This is a genomic window from Paenibacillus sp. SRL342 (assembly GCF_984798905.1).
In genome coordinates this window covers 5,517,024-5,531,117 of the sequence record NZ_OZ481790.1, presented here as the reverse complement: position 1 = coordinate 5,531,117, position 14,094 = coordinate 5,517,024, and the positions used below count along the sequence as shown (strand labels likewise).

Annotated in this window: 16 protein-coding genes; 14 read left to right on the top strand and 2 right to left on the bottom strand. The window is 47.0% G+C overall.

Annotation, left to right across the window (positions count from 1 at the left end; genetic code table 11):
- The first annotated feature begins 20 nt into the window (after positions 1-20).
- The 3 genes from AC4E8D_RS24365 to crcB are packed head-to-tail and all read left to right on the top strand — an operon-like array spanning position 21 to position 2,119.
- Positions 21-1,328, top strand: coding sequence for a replication-associated recombination protein A (locus tag AC4E8D_RS24365; RefSeq protein ID WP_091027662.1), 1,308 nt, complete (start codon positions 21-23; stop codon positions 1,326-1,328).
- A 33-nt stretch (positions 1,329-1,361) separates the two neighbouring features.
- Positions 1,362-1,763, top strand: a complete 402-nt coding sequence (locus AC4E8D_RS24360) for a fluoride efflux transporter FluC (RefSeq protein WP_221824749.1) — start codon at positions 1,362-1,364, stop codon at positions 1,761-1,763.
- Complete coding sequence (gene crcB / locus AC4E8D_RS24355) at positions 1,760-2,119, top strand: fluoride efflux transporter CrcB (RefSeq protein WP_221824746.1); 360 nt, start codon at positions 1,760-1,762, stop codon at positions 2,117-2,119. The genes AC4E8D_RS24360 and crcB overlap by 4 nt, the downstream gene beginning before the upstream one ends.
- Before the next feature lie 131 nt (positions 2,120-2,250).
- On the opposite strand, the gene mnmA is transcribed toward crcB, so the two are convergent.
- On the bottom strand, positions 2,251-3,375 hold the full coding sequence (gene mnmA / locus AC4E8D_RS24350; protein WP_221824745.1) for a tRNA 2-thiouridine(34) synthase MnmA: 1,125 nt from the start codon (positions 3,373-3,375) through the stop codon (positions 2,251-2,253).
- Positions 3,376-3,697: 322 nt separating this feature from the next.
- On the opposite strand from mnmA, the gene cymR reads away from it, so the two are divergent.
- Positions 3,698-4,117, top strand: coding sequence for a cysteine metabolism transcriptional regulator CymR (gene cymR, locus AC4E8D_RS24345; RefSeq protein WP_076212458.1), 420 nt, complete (start codon positions 3,698-3,700; stop codon positions 4,115-4,117).
- A gap of 178 nt (positions 4,118-4,295) precedes the next feature.
- On the opposite strand, the gene AC4E8D_RS24340 is transcribed toward cymR, so the two are convergent.
- Entirely contained in the window at positions 4,296-4,670 is a 375-nt protein-coding gene (locus tag AC4E8D_RS24340; protein ID WP_490205340.1) for a hypothetical protein, read from the bottom strand.
- A 132-nt stretch (positions 4,671-4,802) separates the two neighbouring features.
- Here AC4E8D_RS24340 and AC4E8D_RS24335 point away from each other — a divergent pair, with 132 nt between their 5' ends.
- The 10 genes from AC4E8D_RS24335 to mltG all read left to right on the top strand — a co-directional run bounded on the left by AC4E8D_RS24335 (position 4,803) and on the right by mltG (position 14,081).
- Positions 4,803-5,954 (top strand): cysteine desulfurase family protein, encoded by a 1,152-nt coding sequence (locus AC4E8D_RS24335; protein WP_490205339.1) that lies wholly within the window; start codon positions 4,803-4,805, stop codon positions 5,952-5,954.
- A gap of 164 nt (positions 5,955-6,118) precedes the next feature.
- Positions 6,119-6,640: a PRC-barrel domain-containing protein gene (locus tag AC4E8D_RS24330; protein ID WP_017686814.1), complete on the top strand. Its 522-nt coding sequence runs from the start codon at positions 6,119-6,121 to the stop codon at positions 6,638-6,640.
- A 10-nt stretch (positions 6,641-6,650) separates the two neighbouring features.
- On the top strand, positions 6,651-6,860 hold the full coding sequence (locus tag AC4E8D_RS24325; protein WP_017686815.1) for a hypothetical protein: 210 nt from the start codon (positions 6,651-6,653) through the stop codon (positions 6,858-6,860).
- Between the two features lie 295 nt (positions 6,861-7,155).
- The gene (locus tag AC4E8D_RS24320) at positions 7,156-8,223 is read left to right on the top strand and encodes an AI-2E family transporter (RefSeq protein ID WP_074096208.1); all 1,068 of its coding nucleotides are present in this window, start codon (positions 7,156-7,158) and stop codon (positions 8,221-8,223) included.
- A gap of 435 nt (positions 8,224-8,658) precedes the next feature.
- Positions 8,659-11,289, top strand: coding sequence for an alanine--tRNA ligase (gene alaS, locus AC4E8D_RS24315; RefSeq protein WP_105601814.1), 2,631 nt, complete (start codon positions 8,659-8,661; stop codon positions 11,287-11,289).
- Positions 11,290-11,531: 242 nt separating this feature from the next.
- Entirely contained in the window at positions 11,532-11,792 is a 261-nt protein-coding gene (locus AC4E8D_RS24310; RefSeq protein ID WP_036616950.1) for an IreB family regulatory phosphoprotein, read from the top strand.
- Between the two features lie 128 nt (positions 11,793-11,920).
- Entirely contained in the window at positions 11,921-12,337 is a 417-nt protein-coding gene (gene ruvX, locus AC4E8D_RS24305) for a Holliday junction resolvase RuvX (RefSeq protein ID WP_036616953.1), read from the top strand.
- 12 nt (positions 12,338-12,349) lie between these two features.
- Positions 12,350-12,649, top strand: a complete 300-nt coding sequence (locus tag AC4E8D_RS24300; RefSeq protein WP_017686820.1) for a DUF1292 domain-containing protein — start codon at positions 12,350-12,352, stop codon at positions 12,647-12,649.
- Entirely contained in the window at positions 12,650-12,964 is a 315-nt protein-coding gene (locus tag AC4E8D_RS24295) for a DUF1292 domain-containing protein (RefSeq protein WP_047844066.1), read from the top strand.
- Positions 12,965-13,040: 76 nt separating this feature from the next.
- Positions 13,041-14,081 carry an endolytic transglycosylase MltG gene (mltG, locus tag AC4E8D_RS24290; protein ID WP_490205338.1) on the top strand — a complete coding sequence of 347 codons (1,041 nt, stop codon included), beginning with the start codon at positions 13,041-13,043 and terminating at the stop codon, positions 14,079-14,081.
- The last annotated feature ends 13 nt before the right edge of the window (positions 14,082-14,094 follow it).

Here is a 14,094-nt window from a genome sequence, read left to right as displayed (position 1 = left end):
CGTTAAGGAAGTGATGAGCAATGGATTTATTTTCGTTTCAACAGGACTCAAAACCACAAGCTAGATTGCTCGCGGACCGCATGCGGCCAGAGCATCTGGATGAATATATTGGACAGGAACATATTATTGGACCAGGGAAATTACTCCGGCGCGCCATCGAGGCTGATCAGATTTCGTCCATCTTGTTATACGGCCCTCCGGGATGTGGCAAGACAACCTTGGCACATATCATTTCCCAGCAAACGCAAGGACAGTTCGTACGTCTGAATGCAGTGGAAGCTTCCGTCAAGGATGTGCGTGAAGTCATCGAACAGGCGCAAACGAATAAACAGCTGTATGGAACGAAAACCATTTTGTTCCTCGACGAGGTACATCGGTTTAACAGTTCACGTCAGGATGCGCTATTGCCAGCGGTAGAGAAGGGCACGATTATTTTTATCGGCGCAACAACAGAGAATCCCTTTCATTATGTCAATGGGGCCTTGATGAGCCGTTCAACTCTGTTCCAGCTAGAATCGCTAAATAAAGATCATTCCCTAATTGCAATGCGCAGAGCATTGAGTGATGCGGACAAAGGTTTGGGATTCATGGAACTACAGGCAGACGATGAGGCGCTTGAACATATTGCCACGATGGCCAACGGGGATATTCGGCGTGCGCTTAACGCCCTTGAACTGGCTGCTTTGACCACGCCACCGGAGAAAGATGGATCCATTCATATTACGCTTGGTGTGGCAGAAGAGTCTATTCGGCGACCGATTGTGAAGGCGGATGAATCCACACAGTATGATGTGTTGTCTGCATTTCACAAGAGTATTCGGGGTTCCAGTGATGCGGCGTTGTTCTGGTTTCTATACGCGGTGGAGAAGCTCGGCATGGACCCGATGACCTTCATTCGGCGCCTGATTGCAGCCAGCAGTGAAGATATTGGACTTGCGAACCCGCAAGCCATGACTCAGGCGATTGGAGCACTTGATGCGTACCGAAATAACGGCTGGCCAGAAGCCAAGCTGAACATTGCACAAGCGATTCTGTTTGCAGTCGAAAGTCCAAAATCCAACGCGGTGTACACTGCCATTTCCAAAGCCATGAACGCGATTGATGAGGTGAAATCGGCAGAAGTTCCGCTTCACTTGCGAGATACGCATTACTCGGGTGCCGTGAAGCTTGGACATGAGGGTTATCAATATCCACACAACTATCCGGGGCATTACGTGAAACAAGAATATTTGCCAAAGCAGCTCTCACGGAGAGTATTCTATGAGGCAACGGAGCAGGGTAACGAATCGAAGATCAGGCTGAACCAACAGCGGCGCAGAGATCTATAAGATCAGTCAGATCACTCGGGAGATGCACACAACATGAAAGAGCTTTTGTATATAGGGGCGGGTGGATTTCTCGGTACATTAACCCGATATGCCATACAGTTAGCGATACCCACTGTCCATGGGGGGGTCCCTTGGGCGGTGCTGTTAATCAATGCGATGGGCAGCCTTTTTTTGGGTTGGTTCTTTACCATAGCTGTCCCAGGCAAAATATCACCACAACTTCGACTGGCGATTGGTACAGGTTTTACTGGCGCATTTACGACATTCTCCACGTTTACACTGGATATTGTTCGTTTATCCGAAGGGGGCGAATGGGTCCATACGGCTATTTATATGATCGTAAGTCTGTTGGCAGGATTAATGCTATGTGCGCTGGGAATGAGCCTTGGACATCGTATGTTGGGAGCACAAAGACAAGAGGGTGATGCCTCATGATCCTGTGGATTGGTTTTGCAGGTGTGCTGGGTGCGGTACTGCGTTTCAGTCTGGGAAAATGGGTCTCTGGCTTGCTGGGAACGGCTTTTCCCTGGGGAACATGGATCATCAACGTCAGTGGTTCACTGCTGCTTGGGCTGTTATACGGGTGGCATCAATCTGCAATGATCTCAGATGGAATCTGGGTGATCTGGGGAACCGGATTTTGCGGTGCGTACACCACGTTCTCTACCTTTGGTTATGAAACGTTAGGAATTATGGGTCGACAACGATACGCAAGCGCGGCGCTCTACGTTGTCAGTTCGGTTCTAGTTGGGGTGTTGGCCGCCTGGGCAGGAGTCTGGTTAACTGCATAACGAACTATTTTTTATTTTTTTGCAAAAATAAGCAGGAAAAAAGCCATCCTTCATGGTATACATGAAAGACGGCTTTTTTAATAGGGATACACGGTATTGTGTATAATCCTTATTTTAATGGACAAGATCTATTACTGCATTGCGGGTACAGGTACTTTTTGCACCTGATCGATCGTACCCCCACCCAGGCAGACTTCTCCGTCGTAGAAAACAACGGCTTGTCCTGGCGTAATGGCTTTTTGCTGCTGGTCAAATTGTACATCCACACTTCCATCTTCCTGCCAGGTCAATGTTACACCTTGATCCGGCTGACGATAGCGGAACTTGGCAGTACAACGGTATGGTACATTAGGCACGTGCTCTGCACCAGCAATCCAGTTCACACCCGTTGCAGTAAGACCAGTGGAGTACAAGCTTGCATGGGCATCGCCCTGAACAACAAGCAGTTGATTCTTCTCCAGATTCTTGTCTGCAACAAACCAGGGTTCACCATTGCCGGAACCGCCAATGCCAAGACCTTGGCGCTGTCCAAGTGTGTAGTACATCAGACCGTCATGACGACCTTTGACTTCACCGGTTGCGATATCAACCATGTCTCCGCCTTTGGCAGGCAGATAGTTACTCAGGAACTCTTTGAAGTTGCGTTCGCCGATGAAGCAGACACCTGTACTGTCTTTTTTCTTGGCGGTATACAAGCCAGCGGCTTCTGCAATTTTGCGTACTTCCGGTTTGGGCAGGTGACCAATCGGGAACATGGCTTTGGACAACTGGTTCTGATTGAGTGCATTAAGGAAATACGTCTGATCCTTATTGTTGTCCACACCACGTAGCAGCTTGAGTGTGCCATCTTCTTCAATCAGGCGAGCATAGTGTCCTGTAGCTACATAATCTGCGCCGAGATCCAGAGCTTTGTTCAGGAATTCACCAAATTTGATCTCACGATTACACATGACATCCGGATTTGGCGTGCGGCCCGACTTATATTCATCAAGGAAATAGGTAAATACTTTATCAAAATACTCTTTCTCGAAGTTGACAGTGTAGTAAGGAATGCCGATCTGTTCGCATACACGGCGTACATCCTCTGAATCTTCTTCAGCGGTACAGTGGCCGAACTCGTCGGTGTCATCCCAGTTTTTCATGAAAATGCCGATGACATCGTACCCTTGCTCTTTCAGCAGCAGTGCGGTAACGGAAGAATCGACACCTCCGGACATGCCAACGACGACCCGTGTATTTTCAATTGTTTTGGACATCGTTATCACCACTTCTATATATAAATGTGTTTCGTTTCTTATTCTAGCATAACCGGACTCAAGATACGATACACCCGGCCAATTTTGGATAGTGTCCACCACAGGCGCACATTTTGGAATATCGTCAATCTTTCTTTTCCATAAAGCATGCAGATATGTTAACATTAGCTGAGGGTTATGATCGGAATACGGAGGATTAGAAGGTTTATGCTAATCTCTATGCATCTCCGCTGTGGACAGATCGTGAAACAGATGGTCATGGATCACAGGATAAAATATAAAAGTTTCCAATCGTTTCTGAAAATTGAAAGAGGTGACTCCTTTGAAAATATCGACAAAAGGCCGTTACGGCCTCACAATCATGATGGAGCTTGCTGCCAGAACAGGCGAAGGCCCTACATCACTTAAAAGCATTGCCGAGCGCAACCAGCTCTCGGAGCATTACCTGGAGCAACTGATTGCTCCATTACGTAATGCAGGGCTGGTGAAGAGCATTAGAGGTGCTTACGGCGGTTATATCCTTGCAGGTGATCCTGCAACCGTGACTGCAGGCGATGTAATCCGTGTACTGGAAGGGCCAATCTCTCCAGTAGATTTCACAGAGGAAGATGATCCGGCGAAACGTGATCTATGGTTGCGTATTCGTGACGGCATTGCGGAAGTGTTGGATTCCACAACACTGAAAGACCTGATCACATTCCAGGATCAGGACAAAAAAGACAGCTACATGTTCTACATTTAAGATCATTAATTCGCATCACAGAAGACACAATAAAGCCCCCAACTTGGGGGCTTTAGACATGCCAATGGGTACTTTGTTCTTCAATTTCTACAGATCATTTTAATTGAGCAGCGCTATGTATTCAGCCACGGGATTTACAAGATGGTCAAGTGTGAACTTAACTGGATCACTTGTAAAATCAGCGACTTTTTAAAGTTTCTATATCAGCTTCCATGCGTAACTGACGGCGATTCAAAATATCAATGCTGTGCTGATGGGTATTCAATTCGGTAGTTACTTTGCGTTCAGAGGCAGAGTGTGAAGCGTCAAGACGTTTCGTAACGGTCAATGTTTCCAGAACAGCTTGTTGAAGAAGCGGAATGTTTTTGGTTTGTTCCTCAATGGCATTAAGTCTGTCATCGACAGTGTCTAGTCTGCTCTCTACGGCACCGAGCCTCTCTTCCATAGCATCAAGCCGGTGGTCTATTTTTCCAAGATGTCCATCAATACTGTCGAACCGTTTGTCCATTTGTTGAAGTTGATTCAGAATCTGCCCGAGAATGGGATTACTCATGTCTCTCTCTCCTTTTTGAAATGGATATAGAACATTATACACGAAGTTGTGACAATAGAGCATCCGTTTCAGTTTCCAATTTTGACAGTTTGCCATCAAATAGAAATTTAACATATAACGGGGTGAAGATAAATGAAACGAATTTATTTGGATCACGCCGCATCGACACCTATGCATCCACAAGTCGCAGAAGCGATGATGAACGTCATGACAGGACAATTTGGCAATGCATCAAGTATCCATGCCTTTGGGCGTGAGGCCAAACGGACTGTCAGCGGAGCAAGGGATGTCATTGCGGCGTCTTTGGGCTGTTTCCCGGACGAATTGGTATTTACCGGAGGTGGTACGGAGAGCGACAATCTGGCAATCTTTGGAGCAGTCTCATCCAGGCAGGATAAGGGAAAACACGTCATTACGACCGCAATTGAGCACCATGCTGTCTTGCACGCGTGTCAGGAATTGGAGCGGCAAGGTTATGAAGTAACCTATCTATCTGTTGATCATTATGGACGAATAAATCTGGATGAGTTGCGAGAAGCCATTCGACCGGATACGGTGTTAATCACCATGATGTATGCCAACAATGAAGTAGGCACGATTCAGCCGATCCGCGAGGTGGGTGAGCTTGCCCGTCAGCATAATATCCTTTTCCATACCGATGCGGTTCAGGCTCTGGGCAGCCAGAATATTTCCTGTAAGGAACTGCCGGTGGATCTGATCAGCTTCTCTGCGCATAAAATCAACGGACCTCAGGGCGTGGGTGCACTCTATGTACGGCGAGGAATTGTGCTGGAAGCAAGAGCTCACGGTGGGTTGCAAGAGCGGCAGCGTCGCGCTGGTACGGAGAATATCGCAGGTATTACCGGATTTGCAGAGGCTCTCAAGATTGCGTCAGCACAGACGGAGGCGCATCGTCAGTATGATTTGGCATTGCGTAAACTTTTGTTGGAGCAGCTTGAAATTCATGTGGGGACGGAGCACTTTCACGTGAATGGGCACCCGGAGCATACGTTGCCAAACATCCTGAATATCAGCTTTCCGGAAGTGTCCACAGAGACGATGTTAATGAATCTGGATATGGAAGGGATTGCTGTTGCAAGCGGTTCTGCCTGCACTTCCGGTTCACTTGAAGTCTCCCATGTGCTCAAAGCGATGAAATTGCCTGAAACATTTTTACACTCTGCGATTCGATTTAGCTGGGGATTGGGTAATACTACGGAAGAAATCATGATAACCGCCGAAAAAATTGGAACCATTCTTGGACGACTGCGTAATAGACCCTAAGGGGAACTTTACACATGGAACAGAAGGAGGGAAGAAGTTCCATTTCATCGGTTGGATAGAAGCGGTTTTGATGATCGGCGTCTGATTGCCACTCATCAACTTTGGGCATACCTAGCAATAGCGCCGCGCTTATTTAATGATAAGAAGATGAGGGGGACCCAGCGATGAAGCTTCAGGAAATGATCGGACTTGCCGTTTTTGATGTTGAGGACGGGAAGCAGGTCGGTAAAATCCAGGATTTCATTGTGAATGATGATTGGGAGATCGAAGGCATTGAGCTTGAGAACAAAGGTCTGTTTACCAATCATGTCAAAATCGTGCAGTGGCAAGATATCGTTGCCTACGGCGAAGATGCCGTCATGATCCGTAATCAACAGGCTGTCCGCAAGACGGGAGCCGACGACATAAAATACACGTACCTCCTCGGTCGGTCTAAATTGAAGGAGATGTCCGTGCTCACCGAAGAAGGTTTGCTGCTTGGGCGTGTCTCCGATGTTTATTTTGACCAAGAGTTGGGAAATACAATAATAGGGATTGAAATTACGGACGGTTTTGTGTCCGATCTGATCGAGGGCCGCAAATGGCTGCCATGTACAAGTGATATGTCCATCGGGGAAAGTGCCATTATGGTGCCGTCTCTGAGTGAACAACGCTTGGAAAATGCCATTCATTCTGTTAATGGATAGGTGAATGAATATGAAATGTCCAAACTGTAGTTCCAAAGATATCGGGAAAATTGGTTCCCACCAGTTTTATTGCTGGGGATGCTTTATCGAATTAACGGTGAACGGTGAGAAAATGTCTGTATATCAGGTGGAAGAAGACGGTACGCTGAGCTCCTTGGATGATTTGTTTTTCGGGGACGAGCTGCCACAAGACTTCCCTCATCTTCACGCTTCTTCTTAATAGGCAGGATAACTTCCTCTATATGCGGTTTCATGACAATGTCTGCCATGAGAGGCTGTCGATAATTGTTGGCAGATGTATATAGATGCGGTCACATAGTGGTTCGGCTGGTGTATGTATGATTATATGCTAACCCGTACTGCAAAATGCGCTTCCTTCTCTGATGAAGGAGGCGTTTTTTTGGGTTTAAGAAAAAATGTTCGGATTGCTCCTTTCCACTTCTGCGCTGTGTTAATAAATATTACCTTTCCTACATATACTGACTCTCAGAGCCAGTCCAAAAGGAGAGATGCAAGTGGAGCAATTAACCAAAAACAAGCTGTTCCGTTACGCGATCTGGCTGCTGCTCGGATTGATCATTTTATATTTTATTTGGCTGCTGCGGCCTTTACTGCTTCACATATATGCGTTCCTGAAAACAGTGCTGGCACCCTTTATCGTAGCCCTTATCATATCCTATGTACTTAATCCGATTGTCAGCATGCTGGGAGGGCGCAAGGTGCCGCGTACGATTGCGGTACTACTCATATATGCCTTTTTCCTGACCTGCCTCGGTGTCATTCTGATGAATGTCATTCCGGTATTGATTGAACAGCTGGGGGAACTCAACGAGCATATGCCGGAACTGTCCATGCGTGCCCAGAGTCTGATGAACAATATGGATCACAAATTAATGCCGCCAAGTGTGCGAACAGGCATGAACAGTTGGTTTTTTCAGATGGAGGATCGACTAACTCAGGGAATTGCTGTGCTCATGGACAACATCGGGGCGACTATTAATGTGTTATTTAATGTGTTTATCGTGCCATTTCTGATCTTTTATATGTTAAAAGACTTTGAGGTGTTTGAACGCACCATTGTGGCGTATCTTCCGCGTTCACGTCGGAAAGCGATTGTCTCGGTAATGAAAGAGATCGATACTGCACTGGGGAACTACATTAGGGGACAGTTTATTGTCTGTGTCATTGTTGGTATCTTTGCCTACATTGGTTATATCATCATTGATATGCCGTATGCCCTGCTACTTGCAAGCATTGTAGCTGTGTTTAACATTGTGCCCTACTTGGGGCCGTTCCTTGGAGCTGCTCCTGCTGTGGTCATGGCATCAACCGTATCGTTCAAAATGGTACTACTTGTTGTCATTGTGAACACACTGTGCCAAGTGTTGGAGAGCAACGTTATTTCTCCTCAGGTGGTGGGACGTACGTTGCATCTGCATCCACTGTCGATTATATTTGCACTGCTCGTCGGAGGTGAACTGGCAGGCATTGTAGGTTTAATTCTAGCAGTACCGGTTTTTGCCGTGCTGAAGGTGATTGTGCAACACTTTTTCGCTTATTACATCAAACGAAGGACCGACTAAATAGCAGGGGTAAAACATCAACGAGGCCGCGTTGACACCCGCTTGTGCTACCGATATAATGAGTGTGTATGTTGAGAACATGAAATCGATGATGAAATAAAGTACGCCGAGGGTTCCTTTCCTCAGAGAATAGACTTCATTGGATCAGGGTGAGCCTGAACTGATGGCTGGAAGAGTCTTGAAAGATGAAGCGGCGGAAAGCTAATTTCGGAGTGCAGGACAACCCTGCCGGGAGCGACCGTTATTTCGCATGAACGAGGAGATTGTTTGTTTGTCCGGGCAGCAAGGGATGAACAGCAATAACCAGGGTGGTACCGCGATAACATCGTCCCTGATTATTCAGGGGCGTTTTTTGTGTTTATTTTTACAAAAAAAATGTTGACCAACCGGAGCGAATACGCAACGGACTATTATAATTTAATGGGGGCATCCAGTATGAAAGCCAGTGAAATCCGGTCCAAATGGATAGAGTTTTTTGCAAGTAAAGGTCACAAAATCGAGCCGAGCGCATCGCTCGTACCTCACAACGATCCTTCTCTTTTGTGGATTAATGCAGGTATGGCACCGCTCAAACCTTATTTTGACGGACGTGAGAAGCCGGAGAACCCTCGTCTTGCGAACTCCCAGAAATGTATCCGTACCAATGATATTGAGAATGTTGGTAAAACGCGTCGTCACCATACGTTCTTCGAAATGCTCGGCAACTTCTCCATTGGAGATTACTTCAAGGAAGAGACGGTTACCTGGGCATGGGAGTTCCTGACGAGCAAAGAGTGGATCGGTTTCGATCCGGAGCGTCTTTCCGTTACGGTATATCCGGAAGATGAAGAAGCTTTCAAACTGTGGAACGAAAAAGTGGGACTGCCTGCGGAGCGTATCATCAAATTGGATGAAAACTTCTGGGATATCGGCGAAGGCCCATGTGGACCTTGTACCGAGATCTTCTATGACCGCGGCGAAGCTTACGGAAACGACATGAGTGATCCTGAAATGTATCCAGGTGGGGAAAACGAACGTTATCTGGAAGTATGGAACCTGGTATTCTCCCAGTTCAACCATAACAAAGATGGCAGCTACACACCGCTTCCTAACAAAAATATTGATACAGGTGCAGGTTTGGAGCGTTTTGCTTCCATTCTGCAAAATGTGGATTCCAACTTCGACACAGACCTGTTCCAACCGATGATTCAAAGAACAGCCGCTCTTGCGGGTGTGAAATATAACGACAGCGTAGAGATTGATGTTGCATTGAAAGTCATTGCCGATCATATCCGTACGGTTGCTTTTGCAGTAGGTGATGGCGTTCTGCCAAGTAATGAAGGACGCGGATATGTCATCCGTCGCTTGCTTCGCCGTGCAGTTCGCTATGGAAAAGTACTTGGACTTGACCGTCCATTCCTGTATGAACTGACAACAACCGTTGGTGAAGTAATGGGCATGTACTACCCGGAGGTAGTAGACAAACAGGAGTTCATCGCCAAAGTAATCAAAACCGAGGAAGAGCGTTTCCACGAAACACTCACAGATGGTCTGGCTATTCTGGCTGATATCAGTGGCACTGCCAAATCCGAAGGACGCACGGTTATTAGCGGACCTGAAGCTTTCAAACTGTATGATACGTACGGTTTCCCGTTTGACCTGACAGAAGATTACGCAGCAGAGCATGGTCTGACTGTGGACCGTGAAGGTTTTGATGCTTCGATGCAGAAACAACGTGAGCTTGGACGTGCTGGGCGTCAAGAGAACGAGAGCATGAAAGTTCAAGGCGGACCACTTGCCGATCTGGAGGTTAAAAGCGAGTTTGTTGGTTATACTGACCTGTTGACGGAAGCAAAAGTGGTAGCCATCGTAGCTGGTGACGCCCTTGTTGAATCTGTAGGCGAAGGACAGACGTGTCAGGTTGTTCTGGATAAAACTCCGTTCTACGCGGAAAGTGGCGGTCAAGTGAGTGATCAGGGCTTGCTGCGAGGTGCTGGTGTAACAGCAAAAGTACAAGGTTTGTTCAAAGCTCCACTCGGACAACATGTACATCTGGTGACTGTGGAGTCTGGTGAACTGCGTGTAGGTGATGTGATCAACGCCGAAGTAGACTCTGCGAAACGTGGCGACATTATCAAAAACCATACAGCAACCCACTTGCTGCACAAGGCACTCAAAGATGTGCTCGGCACACACGTAAACCAGGCAGGATCGCTCGTAGAGCCACAGCGTCTGCGGTTTGACTTCTCTCACTTCGGCAGCATCACACCGGAAGAGTTGACAGAAATTGAGCGTCAGGTGAACGAACAGATCTGGAATCGTCTGAACGTGAACATCGAGCTGAAAGCTATTGATGAAGCTAAAGAAATGGGTGCAATGGCCCTGTTTGGCGAAAAATATGGAGATATTGTACGTGTTGTTCAAGTCGGAGACTACAGTTTGGAACTTTGTGGCGGCTGTCACGTAAATAATACTTCAGAGATCGGAATCTTCAAACTGGTGAGCGAAAGCGGAATTGGATCCGGCGTACGCCGGATCGAAGCTGTAACTGGCCGCGGCGCATATCTGTATGTGGAAAGCCAGTTGGAACTGCTCAAACAATCAGCAGCACTGCTCAAAGCCAATGTGGCTGATGTACCTAAACGGATTGAAGGTCTGAACCAACAACTGAAAGAAGCAGCCAGAGAGACTGAATCCCTGCAAAGCAAGCTGAGTGCCATGGAAGCGGGTCAATTGACGGATCAAGTGGTACAAGCAGGAAATACACAATTGCTGGCAGCACGCGTAGATGCTCCGAACATGGATGCGCTGCGTACAGTGGCAGATGAGTTGAAAGTAAAATTGCCTAACGCGGTACTCGTATTGGGTGCTCCAGCGGACGGCAAAGTGAATTTTGTTGTAGCTGTACCTGCTGAACAAGTAAAACAAGGACTGCACGCTGGTAAAATCGTCAAAGAAGTCGCAGCAGTATGCGGCGGTGGTGGCGGTGGACGTCCAGATATGGCGCAAGCCGGAGGTAAGGATGCGACCAAGCTGGATGAAGCGCTGAAACTGGCAGTTTCGCTGGTTAGCGGGCATAATGCATAAATCCATTGAGTGGCTTTCAATCGTCAAAAAATAAATCGAAATGGTTCTGTTCGTTTATTTTTTGTACCCGAGAGCGTGTGGAATCGAATGATGCATTATGCTGAAGCCAGTAAAGGACAAGCAAAAAACACAATTGCCTTATCCTTTGTTTACTTGTGGCAGTCAGAATATGTTATTATATAAACAGAAATCAATTCGGCAGGACATGGTCCCCATGTTCATGCAGGAGCGAGGTGTCATCAATGGACTCCATGGATAAGACGGTTAAATTTAATGTGAAAGGTGACGAACAGGAAGCATCATCCAAAGAGATTCTTCTCACGGTATATGATGCATTGGTCGATAAGGAGTATAATCCGATCAACCAGATTGTTGGGTATCTGATTTCTGGAGACCCGGCATACATTCCTCGTCACAACAACGCACGTAGTCTGGTCCGTAAAAAGGAGCGCGATGAGCTGATTGAAGAGCTTGTACGTTCCTATCTGGCCAATCACCGGTAATGTACGCCGCTTCCGCTGTGTTGCAGCCTTGCAGGCAGCGGGAAATGAACCGACAGAAGACAGCCTGAAGCTTGAGAAGGCGATTATTTGTAATCGACCTGAGCAGGCCCCAGGATGGGAGAGCATGGATGAAAATATTAGGTTTGGACTATGGGGACCGAAGAATCGGAGTTGCCGCGAGTGACGCCTTCGGTTGGACTGCCCAGGGATTGGAAGTGCTAGAACGCCGCCGTGATGAAGGCGAGTTCGCTCGGATTGCCGAACTTGTGCGTGAGCATGAGATTAGTGAGATCGTAGTCGGACTTCCCAAAAACATGAACGGCACCGTAGGACCGCGCGGTGAGATATGCATTGCTTTTGCCGATCGCCTGCGGGATGAACTGAATTTACCTGTTCACCTTTGGGATGAACGGCTGACAACCATGGCAGCAGAACGTACGCTGATTGAAGCGGATGTCAGTCGGAAAAAACGCAAACAGGTTGTGGACAAAATGGCCGCAAGCTTGATTTTGCAAAATTATTTGGATGCCAATAGTAGAAGGTGAGGGGGATCAACAATGGCTGAAGATCAACTGGGTATGGAAGAAGAAGCGGAAATTATTTACATTGCGGATGACGAGGGTAATGAAGAGGAATTCGAAGTCATCATGAAGTTTGAAGTAGATGGTTCGGAGGCCAAGTACATGATGGTTGCTCCGGTTGAACCTGAAGATGGCGAAACGGATGTATATGCATTCCGTTATGAAGAAGAGGGCGACGATATTAAACTTTTCGTCATCCAAGATGATGCCGAATGGGATATCGTTGAGGAGACGTTTAATACATTTCTTGCTGAAGATGAAGAGGAAGCGAACTAAATGACGGAATATAGCCGCAAAGACCTGAAATGGACAGATTCACTGCGTCTGGCATTCGGTGCTCATGTTGAGCTCGAGGAAGAGAACGGTAAATCACAACCGTATGACTTGTTGGCTGAGTTCGAAGTGAACGGTCAGCAGTACGCGGTGCTCCGCAGTTCGTTGCGACCTTATGACGAGGTTGAACTTCTGCGGGTATCACCTGGAAGTGAAGACCAGATCATGCCAGAGTTAGTTACGATCGACGATGATGATGAGTGGGAGAACATCTCGGAACTGTATGATGAGTGTACACTCCCCATTGACGAAGATTAAATCAGCTTCAAATTGAAGAAACCGGGAGGGCGGAGAAGTCCGCTCTTTTTGGTTGTGTAAAGGAGTTGTTTCTTTTTTGAAAGGGAAAGCAATTGTAGTCATACTGCTTATCATTGTAGTTCTTGTCGGAGGCGCAGGCGGTTACGTGTGGAGTATGATGCGTCCTGTGGAAGTTTCTACAGAACCGGTCGTATTCGAGATTAAGAGCGGATCGGGAACTTCGAAAATCGCGGATCAGCTTCAAGAAGAAGGCCTCATCCGAAGCGGGTTAACCTTCAAAGGGTATTTAAAGTGGAAGAAACTAGGTTCTAATTTCATGGCGGGTACATATTCAATGAATCCTGGCGTGACATATGATGAGATTGTTAGCAAGCTGAGGAGTGGCGAAGTTGTACCGGAAGAAATGGTGAAATTTACGATTCCGGAGGGTTATAACGTTCTGCAAATGGCGGGTAAGCTTTCTTATGAGCATGTTGTAGATCGGGATGAATTCATCAAGCTGGCCAATGATCCTTCGGCCTTTGATGTAGATATCATCAAAGATATTCCAGTGGATGAAGAACTTCGCTACGTATTGGAAGGGTATCTGTTCCCGGAGACGTATGAGCTGAAAAAGGGAAGTTCCACGCATGATGTGATGCAACGGATGCTGGAAGAATTCCAGACCAAGATTAATTCCATTCCTGATTTGGAAGCCAAGCTCCAGGAAAAGAACCTTTCCCTGCATGAACTGCTGACGATTGCGTCACTTGTGGAGAAAGAAGTTGTAGTGGACGAGGAACGTGCTCTGGTTGCAGGTGTAATCTACAATCGGATCAATCAGGATATGAAGCTGGAGATTGATGCTACCGTGCAATATCTGCTCGACAGACCGAAGGAACGATTGTTTTTCAAGGATCTAAAGGTGAAAAGTCCCTATAATACGTACCTGAACAAAGGCTTGCCACCAGGTCCAATTGCCAGTCCAAGTCTTCCGTCCATTGAGGCAACGCTAAATCCGGAAGCTTCGGAGTATCTGTTCTATGTGACAAAAAAGGATGGCTCGTCTGGACATCTATTTGCCAAAACGTATAAGGAACACCAGCAAAATATAGCCAAAAGTAAGGCTGCGCAATAAGCGGAGGGGATTA

Excerpts from the sequence above, each read along its gene's own strand:
- AC4E8D_RS24365 (WP_091027662.1), top strand. The coding sequence starts at position 21 with ATGGATTTATTTTCGTTTCAACAGGACTCAAAACCACAAGCTAGATTG.
- AC4E8D_RS24360 (WP_221824749.1), top strand. The coding sequence starts at position 1,362 with ATGAAAGAGCTTTTGTATATAGGGGCGGGTGGATTTCTCGGTACATTA.
- crcB (WP_221824746.1), top strand. The coding sequence starts at position 1,760 with ATGATCCTGTGGATTGGTTTTGCAGGTGTGCTGGGTGCGGTACTGCGT.
- mnmA (WP_221824745.1), bottom strand. The coding sequence starts at position 3,375 with ATGTCCAAAACAATTGAAAATACACGGGTCGTCGTTGGCATGTCCGGA.
- AC4E8D_RS24340 (WP_490205340.1), bottom strand. The coding sequence starts at position 4,670 with ATGAGTAATCCCATTCTCGGGCAGATTCTGAATCAACTTCAACAAATG.
- AC4E8D_RS24335 (WP_490205339.1), top strand. The coding sequence starts at position 4,803 with ATGAAACGAATTTATTTGGATCACGCCGCATCGACACCTATGCATCCA.
- AC4E8D_RS24330 (WP_017686814.1), top strand. The coding sequence starts at position 6,119 with ATGAAGCTTCAGGAAATGATCGGACTTGCCGTTTTTGATGTTGAGGAC.
- AC4E8D_RS24325 (WP_017686815.1), top strand. The coding sequence starts at position 6,651 with ATGAAATGTCCAAACTGTAGTTCCAAAGATATCGGGAAAATTGGTTCC.
- alaS (WP_105601814.1), top strand. The coding sequence starts at position 8,659 with ATGAAAGCCAGTGAAATCCGGTCCAAATGGATAGAGTTTTTTGCAAGT.
- AC4E8D_RS24310 (WP_036616950.1), top strand. The coding sequence starts at position 11,532 with ATGGACTCCATGGATAAGACGGTTAAATTTAATGTGAAAGGTGACGAA.
- ruvX (WP_036616953.1), top strand. The coding sequence starts at position 11,921 with ATGAAAATATTAGGTTTGGACTATGGGGACCGAAGAATCGGAGTTGCC.
- AC4E8D_RS24300 (WP_017686820.1), top strand. The coding sequence starts at position 12,350 with ATGGCTGAAGATCAACTGGGTATGGAAGAAGAAGCGGAAATTATTTAC.
- AC4E8D_RS24295 (WP_047844066.1), top strand. The coding sequence starts at position 12,650 with ATGACGGAATATAGCCGCAAAGACCTGAAATGGACAGATTCACTGCGT.